Genomic DNA, 13,670 nt, shown 5'->3' with positions numbered 1-13,670 from the left:
CATTGCAGCAACAACGACCACGCCGAGGGAACCACCATGAGCCCCGCTCTCGCCCGCAAGGATGCACCCGCGACCGCGCTGACCGACCTGGCGCAGGGCGCCGTCGTCGCCGCCGACGCAGTGCTGGCCGAGGCGACCGCCGCGGTGCGCGCCCTCGTCACCGAGGACGGGCGCATCTCGGGCGCGGCGATCGAGCGCGAGCAGCGCGCCACCCACGGCCTCGCCTGGCTCGCGACCTATGTGGAGAGCGTGCGCCAGCTCGCCTCCTATGCCGAGCGCCTCGGCGCCGCGGGCAAGTTCGGCGAGATCGAGGACCTCATCGTCCGCATCGGCCTCGGCGAATACCTCGCGCAGATGATCGGCGGCATCCCGATGAGCCAGGGCGAGATGGTGCGCCCCGGCGATGTCGGCCTGTCGGCGGCGGACGTCGCCCGCCGCTTCACCGGGGCCGCCGAGACGCTGATCGCCACCGGCAACACGGCCGCCAACCGGGCCCGCCTCGCCGAGCTGGTGCAGGCGCAGGAATCCTCCGGTCATTTCGGCGAGCCCGCTCTCGACGAGACGCTGGAGGCGATCCGCGACGAGATGCGGAAGTTCTCGCTCGCCGAGGTGCTGCCGCATGCCCATGAATGGCACCTGAAGAACGCCTACATCCCGCTCGAGGTCATCGCCAAGCTCGCCGAACTCGGCGTCTTCGGCCTGACCCTGCCCGAGAGCTACGGCGGCATGGGGCTCGGCAAGGAGAGCATGTGCGTCGTCTCCGAGGAGCTCTCGCGCGGCTATATCGGCGTCGGCTCGCTCGGCACCCGCTCGGAGATCGCCTCGGAGCTGATCCTCGCCGGCGGCACGCAGGCGCAGAAGGACCACTGGCTGCCGAAGATCGCCTCGGGCGAAATCCTGCCCACCGCCGTCTTCACCGAGCCGAACACCGGCTCCGACCTCGCCTCGCTGAAGACCCGCGCCGTGCGGGAGGGCGACGTCTACAAGGTCTCCGGCAACAAGACCTGGATCACGCATCCCGTCCGCGCCGACGTGATGACGCTGCTGGTGCGCACCAACCCGGCCGAGCCAGGCTACAAGGGCCTGTCCATGCTGCTGGCGGAAAAGCCGCGCGGCACCGACGAGGACCCCTTCCCGGCGAAGGGCATGTCGGGCGGCGAGATCGAGGTACTCGGCTATCGCGGCATGAAGGAATACGAGATCTCCTTCGACGGCTTCGAGGTGAAGGCGGAGAACCTGCTCGGCGGCGTCGAGGGCCAGGGCTTCAAGCAGCTCATGCAGACCTTCGAGGCCGCCCGCATCCAGACCGCGGCGCGCGCCGTCGGCGTCGCCCAGGCGGCGATGGACCTGGCACTCCGCTATGCTCAGGAGCGGGTGCAGTTCGGCAAGCCGCTGATCGCCTTCCCGCGCGTCGCCGACAAGATCGCGATGATGGCGGTGGAGGTGATGATCGCCCGCCAGCTCACCTATTTCTCGGCGCGCCAGAAGGACCTCGACCGCCGCTGCGACCTCGAGGCCGGCATGGCCAAGCTCCTCGGCGCCCGCGTCGCCTGGGCGGCGGCGGACAACGCCCTGCAGATCCACGGCGGCAACGGTTTCGCGCTGGAATATCCGGTGAGCCGCGTCCTCTGCGACGCGCGCATCCTCAACATCTTCGAGGGCGCCGCCGAGATCCAGGCGCAGGTCATCGCCCGCCGCCTGCTCGACGGGGCGAACTAGCCCGTCGTCTGACGCTCCTGCCAGTCGCTGCGCAGAAGCATCGTGACATGCTCGGTCGTTTGCCGGCCGTCCGCCATCGACCGGCTGGCGACCTTACCGACGCGCCGATAGCCGAGCTTGCGCTGCATCGCCCACGATGCGTCGTTGCCGTCGAAATAGCCGTTGACCAGTCTGGTGAGCCCAAGGTCGCGGAATGCGAACCTGATCTTGGCCTCGAAGGCTTCGCGTCCATAGCCGTGGCCGTGGTGGGCCCGCCCGATCCAGATGCCGCCGCCGGCCGTTCCGGCGTGACGGTCGATCTTGTTGAGGCTGACGCCGCCGATCACGAGGCGCGTGGATTTGAGTTCGACCGCGAATTCGCAGGCGGCCGGCGGCCCATCAGCTTCGGCCAGCGCGCGGCATCGCCTGACCCAGTTCTCGGCGTCGGCAACCGTATAGGGGTGCGGGACGAAGGCGAGCCACCTGGCGACGGCGAGATCGTTCAGGCCGGAGACGAGCGCGGGAATGTCGGCTTCGCACCACGGTCGAAGGGTCAGGTGCGGCGTCTCGATGCTGATGTTCACGACATGCCTCTGTCAGGCGTTGGCGGCCCTCAGCGCCCGGTCGATGTCGGCATAGAGGTCGTCGACCGCCTCCAGCCCCACCGACAGGCGCAGCAGGTCCGTCGGGCAGGGCGAGCCGGCGCCCTCGATGGAGGCGCGGTGCTCGATGAGGCTCTCGACGCCGCCGAGGGAGGTGGCGCGCTTCCACAATTCGACGCGGGCCGCGGTGGAGACCGCCGCCTGTTCGCCGGCCTTCACCCGGATCGACATCATGCCGCCGAATCCGCCCTGCATCTGCCGCGCCGCGAGGGCGTGCTGGGGATGGGAGGCGAGCCCCGGATAGAGCACGTCGGCCACCATGGCGTGGCCCTTCAGCTTCTCGGCCAAGGCGAGGGCCGCCTTCGCCTGGGCCTCGACCCGCACATGCAGGGTGCGCATGCCGCGCATCAGCAGGAAGGCCTCGAAGGGGCCGAGGATCTGGCCGTGCATGGAGCGTACGCGGCGGACCTTCGCCCAGAACTCGTTGACCTCGCGAGTGACGAGGGCGCCGGCGACGACGTCGGAATGGCCGTTGAGATACTTGGTCGCGGCATGCATGACGATGTCGGCGCCGAGCGCGAGCGGCCGGGTGAAGACCGGCGTCGCCACGGTGGAGTCCACCGCGCAGACGGCGCCGGCGGCATGGGCGATCTCGGAAATCGCCGCGATATCCGAGACGGTCCAGAGCGGGTTCGACGGCGTCTCCAGCCAGACGAGCTTCGTCTTGCCCGGCACCACCGCAGCCTTCACGGCGGCGAGGTCGGTCGTGTCTACGAAGGAGGTGGTGTAGCCGTAGGCGACGGCGTCGTTCATCAGCCAGTTGCGCAGGGCCCAGTACATGACGGTGGGCGCGACGATATGGGCGCCGGCCGGCAGGGCCATGACCACGGCGGTGGCCGCCGACATGCCGGAGCCGAGGACGAGGGCCTCGGGCCCCTCCTCCAGCGCGGCGAGGACCGCCTCGCACTGGCGCACCGTCTGGTTGTCGGGCCGGCCGTAGACGAAGCCGTTGCGGTACTGGTTGTCGGGGTCGCGGATGAAGGTGGTGGCGACGTGGATGGGCGTCACCACGGCATGGGTCTCGCTCTCCTCCCAGCCGAGGGCCTGGGCGGCGAGCGTGCGGGGCTGAAGGCCGTTCGGCTTGGCGGTCATGGCGGATAAGGATCCCGGGTGAGGCAGCGAACCCGATGCGGCCGGGTTCCATCATCCGCAACTACATTTCCTGTATCGTGGAATCAAGCGGAAGCGGGGCGTAGGAGCCACGATGGCAGCTTTCGCGGCGCGGCGCTAACATGCATCCATGTTCATCCCCCTCGCCGATCAGAACCCCCACCGCCACATCACCGCGCCCTATGTCACCTTCGCGGTGATCGGACTCAACGTCGTGCTGTTCCTCGCCACGACCGGGCTGGTGCCGGCGCCCGCCGCAACCGCCAACATGCTGGGCCTCGGGCTCATCCCCGCCGTCGTCACCGACCAGGCCCAGCTCGCCCCCCATCTCGCCGTCGTGCCGACCTGGGCGACGTGGATCACCTACATGTTCATGCACGGCGGCTGGATGCACCTCGTCGGCAACATGCTGTTCCTCTGGGTCTTCGCCGACAACATCGAGGACGCCATGGGCCACTGGCGCTTCCTCGTCTTCTACCTCGCCTGCGGGCTGATCGGCGGGGCGGCACATCTGATGATCGACCCCGGCTCGCAGGCGCCGCTGGTGGGAGCCTCCGGGGCCGTCTCCGGCGTGCTCGCGGCCTATCTGCTGCTCTATCCCCGCGTCAGGGTGTTCGGGCTGGTGTTCAACATCCTGCCGCTGACCATTCCCGTCTGGCTGGCGCTCGGCACCTGGGTGATGCTGCAGGTCTATCATCTGGTCACCACCCAAGGCGGCGCCACGGCCTGGTGGGCCCATGTGGGCGGCCTCCTCGCCGGCGCGGCGCTGGTCGGCCTGATGAAGAAGCGCGACATCGTGTTCTTCAGCCACGAGCGGCAACTGCCGGTGACGGTGCCGCGCATTCCCCTGCGGTTCGGATGAGGCGGGCCTTCTTTGCCTTGCGTCAGCTTTCCCCTAAACAGCAGGGAACCTTTTGCCCAAGCGCGCGTTGGAGTTCGATTCGGGGGGAGCATATGGGGCGCGACGGACAGACCGCCTGCCGACGGGCGGGCGGGGCGAGCGATGGCCGGGGCCGGGCCGTGCGCTTTTTCGACATGGTTTTGCCCGAAGGCCGCCCCTTGCCGACAGCACAGGTGACAGCCTGCGCATGGCCCGTCGGGCCGGAACACGTTACCCCCATGGCCGCCACGCTCGACGACGCTCCGCCGCAGCTCTCCCCGCCGACGGGACGGGCGCTCGGTCGCGTCGCCGCGGCGGCCTGAAGCGAGGATCGGAATTTCGTGGACGTCGCCCCGCTCGTCTCGGCCTATCGCTACCGGTTCCACGTCCTCGACGTCTATGGCGGGCGGATGGGCGGCCTCACCCGCCCCGCCGGCACCATCGAGGACGCCCTGCGCCAGGCGGCGGCCGAACTGAAGCTGGTGGCCGATCCGCCGGCCCAGCTCAAGCGCCTCGCCCATCGCATCAACGCCGAGACGCGGGCGGCGCTGCGCGACGTCATCGCGCGCGCCGAGAACGACCTCGCCATCGCCATCACCCGGTTCGGGACCGACATCGGCGCGCCGCCGACCGGGCCGCACATCGACCTCAGGGCCTCGCTCGACGGGCTCGACCGCGCCTATCGGGCGAGCGACCCCGCCCCCGACGACTTCGACGGCTGGTACGACCAGCTCGATGCGCAGATCTCGCATCTCTCGGCGCTGGTGCAGCTCGAGAAGGAGCTGGAGACCGCCCGCGGCGGCGGTGCCTCGGTGCGGGTGCCCGACCCCTCTCCGCGGCGTCTCAAATGGTTCCTGGTGGTGCTGGTGGTCGCGGCACTGGCCGCCCTCGGCATCGCCGGCCTCACCACGTTCAACCAGCCGGCCGGCGAGGCGGCGGCGCCGCCGCCCGTCCAGCCGGCGGGCGGGGCCGAGCAGCCGCGCCTCGTGCGCACCGTCCCCATCACCGTCGCGCCGCCGACGGCGGAGAGCGTGCCGCCCCCGCCGGCAGCGACGGCCGCCGCCTGCCGGACGCTGGACATGGAGGTCTCGCCCGGAGGCGCGACCCTCGTCGACGCGCCGCTCGGCGGCCAGCCGGTCGTCCGGCTCGAAGAGGGCGAAAAAGTGCAGCTCCGCCAGGTGGTCGAGCTCGGGCCGAACCGGCTCATCGAGGTGGAGGTGCCGGCGCGCTCGGCCAGGGGTTTCCTCGGCGAGCGGGAGGCCCGCCTGCCGGTGATGACCTGGACCTGCGACCGCTGAAGACCCGTCAGATCCCGGCGATCTGGTCCATGGCGCGGGCGAGCCTGACGTCCTTGGCGGTCAGCCCGTCGGCGTCGTGGGTGGAAAGCGTCACCTCCACCGTCTTGTAGACGTTGAACCATTCGGGATGGTGGTCCATCGCCTCGGCGACGAGGGCGACGCGGCTCATGAAGCCCCAGGCCTCGGAGAAGTCGCGGAAGGCGAAACGGCGGGTGATGGCGTCGCGCCCCTCGACGGCGATCCAGCCGGGAAGGGAGGCCATGGCCTCGCGTCGCTCCTCGTCGGTCAGCCTGCCGGTCATACCGCTCTCCCGCCTGTCGATCCGTGGTCCCGCCCCCGGCCGTGGCCAAAAAAACGGGCCGGCGCAACAGCGCCGGCCCGCACGTTCGCGTCGGAGGGGATGACCGAACGTTTCCATCGGCAGGGCCGATGGCGCTCGACGGGATCGGACGGAACCCCGGGGGGCTGGGGGGCTGAAAAGTCCGGGGCAGCGCCGACCGCGTCGAGGCAACGGGGTCAGGCTCGCTCCCGCTCTTGACCCCGGAAGGGCCGAAATGGGGCGGTAGCATGGCATGTCTCACCGCCGCGTGATCGCCGGCTCGTCCGTCAGACGGATTCGCTGCACGGCAGGATCTGCGGCGGGTGGCCGGTGGCCTCAAGGAAGGCGACCAGGTCGTCGCGGGCGATGGAGGTGGTCGCGGTGTTCTCGAGCGGGTGATAGTTGAGCACCGCGTGCTCCATCATCGTCACGTCGAGGATGACCGTGACGCGTCCGGCGGTGTCGGTGATGGCGCCGAAGGGGGTGACGGAGCCCGGCTTCACCCCCCAGACCTCTTCCAGCAGCTCGCCGGAGCCGAAGGAGAGGCGGCCCGAGGCGCCGATGACCTCGTGCAGGCGCTTCAGGTCGATCACCGCGTCGCCGAGGGCGACGACGAGGAAGAGCCGGCCCTTCTTGTCCTTGAGGAAGAGGTTCTTCGTGTGGCCGCCGGGGATCTGCTCCTTGACGTGGCGGCTCTCGGCCACCGTGAACACCGCCTCGTGCTCGTAGGTCGTGGTGGCGATGCCGAGCCGGTCGAACAGGGCGAAGAGGGCGGCGCGGCGCGCGGCGATGTCGGTCATGGCTGATCTTGGCGGGTGTGCGGTCAGGTGCCGAGGGCGGTGCGGATCAGCCTGAGGGCGTCCTCGCTCGCCCATTCGGCGGGACCTGCGAGGAAGCCGAGTTCGCAGCCGTTGGCGTCGATGAGGAGCGTGGTCGGCATGCCGAAGGCGCGGCCCGCGGCCTTCAGGTCCTGGAAGATGCGGGCGGAGTGATCGGAATAGTTCGCCATGTGGCGGATGCCGTTCTCGGTGAGCCAGGTGGCGGCCCGCTCGGGATTGCGGGTGTCGATGTTGACGGCGACGACCTCGAACGTCCCGCCGCCGAGGGTCTGCTGCAGGCGGTCGAGGGCCGGCATCTCGTGGCGGCACGGGGCGCACCAGGTGGCCCAGAGGTTGAGGAGCACGGTACGGCCGCGGAAGTCGGCGAGCCGGAGCTCCCGCCCGTCGGGCGCCTTGAAGGCGAGGTTGGGAGCGATCATCGGCGCCTCCGTCACCTTGAAGGCGGCGAGTTCGCCGCGTGCCAGCGGCATGAGGCTGCCGGCCACCGTCCGCGCCGCGGCGCAGGCCTGCGCGGACGCATTGCGCGCGGGGCCGCCTGTCCAGTAGAAGGCCACAGCGCCGGCGCACAGTCCGATCAGTCCTGCCGCGAGGATGGTCATTCTGGCGCGGGACAAAGCGACTTCCTTCTTCCTTCGGGGACGAGACGATGACCGAAGCCGACAAAGCCGGCAATTCCATGTGGGGCGGCCGCTATGCCTCGGGTCCAGCCGCCGTGATGGAGGACATCAACGTCTCGATCGATTTCGACAAGCGCCTGTATAGGCAGGACATCGCCGGCTCGAAAGCCCATGTGGCGATGCTGGCCGAACAAGGCATCGTGAGCCGCGATGACGAAGCCGCGATCACCAAGGGCCTCGACCAGGTTCTCGCCGAGATCGAGGGCGGCAGCTTCGCCTTCAAGCGCAGCCTCGAGGACATCCACATGAACGTGGAGGCGCGGCTCGCCGAGATCATCGGCGCGCCGGCCGGGCGCCTGCACACCGCCCGCTCGCGCAACGACCAGGTGGCGACCGACTTCCGCCTGTGGGTGCGCGACGCCGCCGACGGGCTCGACGCGCAGCTGAAGGACCTGCAGAAGGCGCTGGCGGAAAAGGCGCTGGCGGAAGCCGCGACCGTCATGCCCGGCTTCACCCACCTGCAGGTGGCCCAGCCCACCACCTTCGGCCACCACCTCATGGCCTATGTGGAGATGGTCGGGCGCGACCGCGGCCGAATCGCCGATGCCCGCCGCCGGCTCAACGAGAGCCCGCTCGGAGCTGCGGCGCTCTGCGGCACCTCCTTCCCCATCGACCGGCACATGACGGCGAAGGCCCTCGGCTTCGACCGGCCCACGGCCAATTCGCTGGATTCGGTCGCCGACCGCGACTTCGTCATGGAGGTGCTGGCGGCGGCGACCATCACGGCGGTGCACCTCTCCCGCCTCGCCGAGGAGATCGTCATCTGGTGCTCCTCGCCCTTCTCCTTCGTGAAGCTGTCGGATGCCTTCTCGACCGGCTCGTCGATCATGCCGCAGAAGCGCAACCCGGACGCCGCCGAGCTGGTGCGCGCCAAGGTCGGCCGCATCCTCGGCGCCTTCAACGCCATCGTCGTGGTGCTCAAGGGCCTGCCTCTGACCTATCAGAAGGACATGCAGGAGGATAAGGAGCCGACCATGGACGCGCTCGCCTCGCTGTCGCTGGCGATCGCCGCGACCGCCGGCATGGTGCGCGACCTCGAGGCCAATGCGCCGGTGATGAAGAAGGCGGCTGGCCAGGGCTATTCCACCGCCACCGACCTCGCGGACTGGTGCGTGCGCTCGCTCGGCATTCCCTTCCGCGAGAGCCATCACATCGCCGCCCGGGCGGTGGGTCTCGCCTCGGAGAAGGGCCTGCCGCTGCACAAGCTGACCCTCGCCGACATGCAGACCGTGGACAAGCGCATCACGGCGGACGTGTTCTCGGTGCTGTCGGTGGCGAAGTCTGTGGCGAGCCGGGTGAGCTATGGCGGCACGGCGCCGAAGAACGTGAGGGCGCAGGCGAAGCGTTGGCTCAAAAAGCTCGGCTGAGCGGCCGGGCCGGACAGGCCGGCCCCTTTCAAGAAGGCCCCACCCGCACCCTCCCCTCGCTCACGCGAGGAGAGGGGGACGTCCGCCTCGCGCCTCACCCTGATCGGTCGTGCCTGGCTCCACCGTGATCGTGCCGTGAAACGTCAAAGTCCCCCTCCCTTCGCTCACGCGAGGGGAGGGTGCGGGTGGGGCACTGTCGCCCGGCGCGGCCCGTTCGAAAAAATCCCGAACCGCCTCGAACCTTTTTCCCGCCTCCCGACACCCATGGTCACGCCGCGGCACGAGGCCGCGGACATGACCGGGGAGGCGATCCATGTTCAACCAGCTCGAGATTCGAAAGTCGGCTCTCACGCTCCTTGCTGCCGCAGCCATCTCGACCGTCGCAGGGATCGCCTCCTCCGCTCATGCCTCCTCGCTCGCCGCCAGCGCCCGCCTCGCCGGCCCGGCACTCTCCTCGCAGAGCGAATACGGCACCCACGAGGATGCCGCCGGCACCGGCCACCGCCTCACCCGGCCGGCCAACCGCTTCCACGGCTTCGTCGGCACGCCGGGTCCGACCACGGGCACGCACCAGGGTCCGTGATCGAGGTTCCGCGCATGAAAAAGGCCGGGTCGCCCCGGCCTTCGTTCATTGTCGCGGGCTGGAGCCCTCAGAGCCCCATCTTCTTCTTGCGCTGGGCGAGGGTGCGCAGGCGCAGCGCGTTGAGCTTGATGAAGCCCTGGGCGTCGCGGTGGTCGTAGGCGACGGCGCCCTCCTCGAAGGTCACCAGCTCCTTGTCGTAGAGCGAATAGGGGCTCTCGCGGCCGACCACGATGACGTTGCCCTTGTAGAGCTTCAGCCGGACCGTGCCCGTCACATACTGCTGCGACTTGTCGATGAGGCCCTGGAGCAGCTCGCGCTCGGGGGAGAACCAGAAGCCGTTGTAGATGAGCTCGGCATATTTCGGCATGAGCTCGTCCTTCAGATGCGCCGCGCCGCGGTCGAGCGTGATGCTCTCGATGGCGCGGTGGGCCATGTAGAGGATCGTGCCGCCGGGGGTCTCGTACATGCCGCGGGACTTCATGCCGACGAAGCGGTTCTCGACGAGGTCGAGGCGGCCGATGCCGTTCACCTTGCCGAGTTCGTTGAGCTGGGTGAGGATGGTGGCCGGCGACAGGGCCTTGCCGTCGATGCCGACGGCGTCGCCCTCCTTGAAGTCGATGGTGATGTAGGTCGCCTTGTCCGGCGCGCTCTCGGGCCCGTCGGTGCGCGAATAGACGTAGTCCGGCACCTCCTCGGCGGGGTCCTCCAGCACCATGCCCTCCGACGAGGCGTGCAGCAGGTTGGCGTCGACGGAGAAGGGCGCCTCGCCGCGCTTGTTCTTGGCGATCGGGATCTGGTGCGCTTCCGCGAACTCGATGAGCTTGGTGCGGCTGGAGAGATCCCATTCGCGCCAGGGGGCGATGACGGTCACGTCGGGCTTCAGGGCGTAGTAGGAGAGCTCGAAGCGCACCTGGTCGTTGCCCTTGCCGGTGGCGCCGTGGGAGACGGCGTCGGCGCCGACGGCCTCGGCGATCTCGATCTGGCGCTTGGCGATGAGCGGGCGGGCGATGGAGGTGCCGAGGAGATAGAGGCCCTCATACATGGCGTTGGCGCGGAACATCGGGAAGACGTAGTCCTTCACGAAGGTCTCGCGCAGGTCGTCCATGTAGATGTTCTCGGGCTTGATGCCGAGGAGCAGCGCCTTGTCGCGCGCCGGTCCCAGTTCCTCGCCCTGGCCGAGGTCGGCGGTGAAGGTGACCACCTCGCAGCCATAGGTGGTCTGCAGCCATTTCAGGATGATCGAGGTGTCGAGGCCGCCGGAATAGGCGAGGACGACTTTCTTGACGGACTTCTGCGCGGCCATGAGTGGGTTTCCAGGGCAGTCGGAGGGGGTTGCGTCGGCTTAAAGAAGCCGCGGCGAAGAGGCAAGCCGCACCGGTATCAGGCGCGCGCGCCGAAGAGGCGGCGCACCGGCGCGCCGAGGGCTGCGAGGCGGGCGGCGAAGGCCTCCTCGGTCGGCGCCTCCGGCCGTCGGTAGAACCACCGGTAGCCGAAGGCGACGATGAGGAGGGTGAGGAGCGTCGCGATCAGCGTGTCGGAGAGGAAGTGGCCGCCGAAGCCCATGCGCAGGGCCGAGACGACGACGGTATAGGCGCCCGCCGCCGCCAGCAGCGGCAGCCGGGCCGGCGGCGGGGCGAGGAGGGCGGGAGCGGCGAGCCACGCCGCGCCGGAGGACTCGCCCGAGACGAAGGAGCAGTTGGTGCGGCACTGGGTGCCGTCGCCGGGCTGCCACCAGGGCGTGAAGCGCCAGGGGCCGCCGAGCTCGGTGACGTGGACGGGGCGCGAGCGGTCCCAGACCTCCTTGAGGACGCCGTTGACCAGCAGGACGGGCGCTGCCGTCACCGTCAGGAACAGGAAGGCGGCGGCGCGCGCCGACATGAACTGCCGCGAGGCCGGCAGGACGATGTGCTGGATCAGCGAGACGAGCGCGGCGATGCCGATGGCGATGGTCGGCCACATGCTGACCCGGCGCAGGAAGGCGGCGGCGCCGTTCTGACCGAGCCAGAAGCCGTCGGCCGGCGTCCAGAACCAGCGCGCCACCGTGAGGTCGTCCTGCGGGAAGATCGCGATCGTGGCGATGGCCACCACGAGGACGAAGAGGACGGCGATGAACAGCGTGCGGACCACGGGACTTTCCGGATTGCGATGCGTGCAACGCTTCTAGCGGGGCGCCGCCCCCGGAGCAAAGCGCATGGCGTGGTCAGGGCGCCTTGCCGGCCTCGGCACTGGCGTCGTGGCGCATGATCAGCGGCATCTGCGCCATGGCGAAGACCATGGTCAGCGGCATGATGCCCCAGACCTTGAAGGCGACCCAGAAATCGGTGGTCTGGGTGCGCCAGACGATTTCGTTGAGCGCCGCCAGGACGAAGAAGAAGAAGGCCCAGCGCCAGGTGAGCAGGCGCCAGCCCTCGTCGGTGAGGGTGAAGACCGAGTCGAGCACCAGCTTGAGCACGTTGCGCCCGGTGAGCCCGGCCCAGACGAGCACGGCGCCGAACAGCGTGTTGACGATGGTGGGCTTCAGCTTGATGAACAGGTCGTCGTGGAGGATCAGCGTCAGCCCGCCGAAGACGGTGACGACGACGGCCGAGACCAGCGGCATGACGGGAAGCTTGCGGATCAGCGTCCAGGTGACGGCGAGCGAGGCGAGGACCGCGACGACGAAGATGCCGGTGGCGAGGAACAGGCGGCGGTCCGGGGCGACGCCGAACCAGCGGTCGCCGTAGGAGTTCACCAGGAAGAAGAGCACCAGGGGCCCCATCTCCAGGGCGAGCTTGGCGAGCGGCGCGAGTTCGCGTTTTTCGGTATGCGTCATCAGCCTTCAAGCCATGGACAAATCGCCCTGCGAGTTTAGCTTGCGCGCGGCGTCGAGACCACCGTGATCCGACGCGACCGTGCTGGAGCGCCAATTTGTCCTACGTCTTCGAACCCCCCGCCCTCCCCGCCCTCCCCGTGGTCGGCACCGACAAGCTGTTCCCGGTGCGCCGCGTCTATTGCGTCGGCCGCAACTATGCCGCCCACGCCCGCGAGATGGGCGGCGACCCGACCCGCGAGCCGCCGTTCTTCTTCAACAAGGCGGCGGACGCGCTGCAGCCGGTGCCGCACGGCAAGACCGTGGATCACCCCTATCCGCCGAAGACCTCCAACTACCATTTCGAGCTGGAGATGGTCGTGGCGCTGTCCAAGGGCGGCAAGGACATCCCGGTCGACAAGGCGCTCGACTGCGTCTTCGGCTATGCCGTCGGCCTCGACATGACCCGCCGCGATCTGCAGGACGAGGCCAAGGCGCTGAAGCGGCCGTGGGAGCTCGGCAAGTCCTCCGACCTCTCCGGCCCGGTCGGCCCGCTCTATCCGGTCTCCCAGGTCGGCCAGAAGCTGAAGGGCCCGATCTCGCTGACGGTAGACGGCGTGGTGAAGCAGAAGGCCGACCTCGCCGACATGATCTGGTCGGTGGCCGAGCAGATCTCCTTCCTGTCGACCTATTTCGAGGTCTGCCCGGGCGACGTCATCTTCACCGGCACGCCGGACGGCGTCGGCGCGGTGACCCGCGGCCAGACCATGGTGGCGGCGGTGGACGGCCTCGGCGAGATCAGCCTGAAGGTCGTCTGACGCCCGTCCGCGCCGCGACGACATCCGGGAGGGCGGCGAAGTCGCCCTCCTGCAACCCCCGCCGCGGCAGCGTGATGGCCTCGATGCGGCTGAGGAAGAGGAAGACGTGCTCCGGCGTGGCGACGCTCGCCACGATGCTGCTCCAGGGCGCGGAGCCGGTGAGCGGGCCGAGGGTCCAGGCGATGCCCGCCTCGTCCAGCGTCACGACGGCCTCCTTGCCGGCCACGGCGTGGCGCGAGAAGACCCAGCGATAGACGACCTGCCGGAAGACGAGATCGATCAGGAAGATCAGCACGGGAATGGCGAGCAGCCATCTCAGCACCGGCCAGGACAGATAGACCGCCAGCGGCGCCCCGAACCCGTCCATCCACCAGAGCGTGACGACGAAGAGGGCGATCCAGACGGGATAGCGCAGCACGCGGCCCCAGCCGCGCAGAGGCCCGAGGCGCTCGCGCGCCCGGCCGAGCGCCAGGTAGTCGGCGAATTCCAGGCGATAGACGAAACGGGTCGGCTGCGCGGTCATGCCCCTGCCGGATGGTGCGGCCGCCCCAGACGCGGCCGTCTGGTGGATCGCCCGTCACTGTGTCGTTTCGGCGGCGCCGGCGGGTTCGACCCTGCCGGCCAAAAGAAA

The 13,670-nt window shown here is 69.4% G+C and carries 15 protein-coding genes; 6 read left to right on the top strand and 9 right to left on the bottom strand.

The genetic code is table 11. The features are described 5' to 3' along the window. Nucleotides 1-36: 36 nt before the first annotated feature. Complete coding sequence (locus C6569_RS20730) at nucleotides 37-1,719, top strand: acyl-CoA dehydrogenase family protein (RefSeq protein ID WP_106750642.1); 1,683 nt, start codon at nucleotides 37-39, stop codon at nucleotides 1,717-1,719. On the opposite strand, the gene C6569_RS20725 is transcribed toward C6569_RS20730, so the two are convergent. Then, nucleotides 1,716-2,282: a GNAT family N-acetyltransferase gene (locus C6569_RS20725; protein WP_106750641.1), complete on the bottom strand. Its 567-nt coding sequence runs from the start codon at nucleotides 2,280-2,282 to the stop codon at nucleotides 1,716-1,718. The genes C6569_RS20730 and C6569_RS20725 overlap by 4 nt on opposite strands. A 12-nt stretch (nucleotides 2,283-2,294) precedes the next feature. Continuing rightward, nucleotides 2,295-3,452 carry a trans-sulfuration enzyme family protein gene (locus C6569_RS20720; protein WP_106750640.1) on the bottom strand — a complete coding sequence of 386 codons (1,158 nt, stop codon included), beginning with the start codon at nucleotides 3,450-3,452 and terminating at the stop codon, nucleotides 2,295-2,297. A 148-nt stretch (nucleotides 3,453-3,600) separates the two neighbouring features. Between C6569_RS20720 and C6569_RS20715 the strand changes: the two genes are divergently transcribed. Both C6569_RS20715 and C6569_RS20710 read left to right on the top strand, forming a co-directional pair. Beyond that, a complete protein-coding gene (locus C6569_RS20715; protein ID WP_106750639.1) occupies nucleotides 3,601-4,332 on the top strand; it encodes a rhomboid family intramembrane serine protease in 732 nt (243 codons plus the stop codon). 359 nt (nucleotides 4,333-4,691) lie between these two features. Then, the gene (locus C6569_RS20710) at nucleotides 4,692-5,648 is read left to right on the top strand and encodes a hypothetical protein (protein ID WP_106750638.1); all 957 of its coding nucleotides are present in this window, start codon (nucleotides 4,692-4,694) and stop codon (nucleotides 5,646-5,648) included. Between the two features lie 7 nt (nucleotides 5,649-5,655). Here the strand turns inward: C6569_RS20710 and C6569_RS20705 are convergent, their stop codons facing one another. The 3 genes from C6569_RS20705 to tlpA form a co-directional block, all read right to left on the bottom strand. Further along, nucleotides 5,656-5,949 carry a 4a-hydroxytetrahydrobiopterin dehydratase gene (locus C6569_RS20705; RefSeq protein ID WP_106750637.1) on the bottom strand — a complete coding sequence of 98 codons (294 nt, stop codon included), beginning with the start codon at nucleotides 5,947-5,949 and terminating at the stop codon, nucleotides 5,656-5,658. A gap of 305 nt (nucleotides 5,950-6,254) precedes the next feature. Then, nucleotides 6,255-6,767: a prolyl-tRNA synthetase associated domain-containing protein gene (locus C6569_RS20700; protein WP_106750636.1), complete on the bottom strand. Its 513-nt coding sequence runs from the start codon at nucleotides 6,765-6,767 to the stop codon at nucleotides 6,255-6,257. Between the two features lie 23 nt (nucleotides 6,768-6,790). After that, on the bottom strand, nucleotides 6,791-7,405 hold the full coding sequence (gene tlpA, locus C6569_RS20695; RefSeq protein WP_106750635.1) for a thiol:disulfide interchange protein TlpA: 615 nt from the start codon (nucleotides 7,403-7,405) through the stop codon (nucleotides 6,791-6,793). 47 nt (nucleotides 7,406-7,452) lie between these two features. Between tlpA and argH the strand changes: the two genes are divergently transcribed. Further along, a complete protein-coding gene (gene argH, locus C6569_RS20690) occupies nucleotides 7,453-8,850 on the top strand; it encodes an argininosuccinate lyase (RefSeq protein WP_245898180.1) in 1,398 nt (465 codons plus the stop codon). A 313-nt stretch (nucleotides 8,851-9,163) separates the two neighbouring features. Then, nucleotides 9,164-9,433 carry a hypothetical protein gene (locus tag C6569_RS20685; RefSeq protein ID WP_106750634.1) on the top strand — a complete coding sequence of 90 codons (270 nt, stop codon included), beginning with the start codon at nucleotides 9,164-9,166 and terminating at the stop codon, nucleotides 9,431-9,433. Nucleotides 9,434-9,500: 67 nt separating this feature from the next. On the opposite strand, the gene C6569_RS20680 is transcribed toward C6569_RS20685, so the two are convergent. The 3 genes from C6569_RS20680 to C6569_RS20670 form a co-directional block, all read right to left on the bottom strand. After that, nucleotides 9,501-10,736: an argininosuccinate synthase gene (locus C6569_RS20680; RefSeq protein WP_106750633.1), complete on the bottom strand. Its 1,236-nt coding sequence runs from the start codon at nucleotides 10,734-10,736 to the stop codon at nucleotides 9,501-9,503. 77 nt (nucleotides 10,737-10,813) lie between these two features. Continuing rightward, nucleotides 10,814-11,560 carry a phosphatase PAP2 family protein gene (locus C6569_RS20675; protein ID WP_106750632.1) on the bottom strand — a complete coding sequence of 249 codons (747 nt, stop codon included), beginning with the start codon at nucleotides 11,558-11,560 and terminating at the stop codon, nucleotides 10,814-10,816. 73 nt (nucleotides 11,561-11,633) lie between these two features. Further along, nucleotides 11,634-12,245 carry a septation protein A gene (locus tag C6569_RS20670; RefSeq protein WP_106750631.1) on the bottom strand — a complete coding sequence of 204 codons (612 nt, stop codon included), beginning with the start codon at nucleotides 12,243-12,245 and terminating at the stop codon, nucleotides 11,634-11,636. 95 nt (nucleotides 12,246-12,340) lie between these two features. Here C6569_RS20670 and C6569_RS20665 point away from each other — a divergent pair, with 95 nt between their 5' ends. After that, complete coding sequence (locus tag C6569_RS20665; RefSeq protein ID WP_106750630.1) at nucleotides 12,341-13,039, top strand: fumarylacetoacetate hydrolase family protein; 699 nt, start codon at nucleotides 12,341-12,343, stop codon at nucleotides 13,037-13,039. Here the strand turns inward: C6569_RS20665 and C6569_RS20660 are convergent. Next, nucleotides 13,020-13,562, bottom strand: a complete 543-nt coding sequence (locus C6569_RS20660) for a YcxB family protein (protein ID WP_106750629.1) — start codon at nucleotides 13,560-13,562, stop codon at nucleotides 13,020-13,022. The two genes, C6569_RS20665 and C6569_RS20660, sit on opposite strands and share 20 nt — an antisense overlap. Between the last annotated feature and the right edge of the window lie 108 nt (nucleotides 13,563-13,670).

Source organism: Phreatobacter cathodiphilus (genome assembly GCF_003008515.1).
Classification (GTDB): Bacteria; Pseudomonadota; Alphaproteobacteria; order Rhizobiales; family Phreatobacteraceae; genus Phreatobacter; species Phreatobacter cathodiphilus.
This window is presented reverse-complemented; position numbering and strand designations above follow the sequence as displayed.

Excerpts from the sequence above, each read along its gene's own strand:
- C6569_RS20715 (WP_106750639.1), top strand. The coding sequence starts at position 3,601 with ATGTTCATCCCCCTCGCCGATCAGAACCCCCACCGCCACATCACCGCG.
- argH (WP_245898180.1), top strand. The coding sequence starts at position 7,453 with ATGACCGAAGCCGACAAAGCCGGCAATTCCATGTGGGGCGGCCGCTAT.
- C6569_RS20700 (WP_106750636.1), bottom strand. The coding sequence starts at position 6,767 with ATGACCGACATCGCCGCGCGCCGCGCCGCCCTCTTCGCCCTGTTCGAC.
- C6569_RS20660 (WP_106750629.1), bottom strand. The coding sequence starts at position 13,562 with ATGACCGCGCAGCCGACCCGTTTCGTCTATCGCCTGGAATTCGCCGAC.
- C6569_RS20705 (WP_106750637.1), bottom strand. The coding sequence starts at position 5,949 with ATGACCGGCAGGCTGACCGACGAGGAGCGACGCGAGGCCATGGCCTCC.
- C6569_RS20680 (WP_106750633.1), bottom strand. The coding sequence starts at position 10,736 with ATGGCCGCGCAGAAGTCCGTCAAGAAAGTCGTCCTCGCCTATTCCGGC.
- C6569_RS20720 (WP_106750640.1), bottom strand. The coding sequence starts at position 3,452 with ATGACCGCCAAGCCGAACGGCCTTCAGCCCCGCACGCTCGCCGCCCAG.
- C6569_RS20685 (WP_106750634.1), top strand. The coding sequence starts at position 9,164 with ATGTTCAACCAGCTCGAGATTCGAAAGTCGGCTCTCACGCTCCTTGCT.
- C6569_RS20730 (WP_106750642.1), top strand. The coding sequence starts at position 37 with ATGAGCCCCGCTCTCGCCCGCAAGGATGCACCCGCGACCGCGCTGACC.
- C6569_RS20670 (WP_106750631.1), bottom strand. The coding sequence starts at position 12,245 with ATGACGCATACCGAAAAACGCGAACTCGCGCCGCTCGCCAAGCTCGCC.
- tlpA (WP_106750635.1), bottom strand. The coding sequence starts at position 7,405 with ATGACCATCCTCGCGGCAGGACTGATCGGACTGTGCGCCGGCGCTGTG.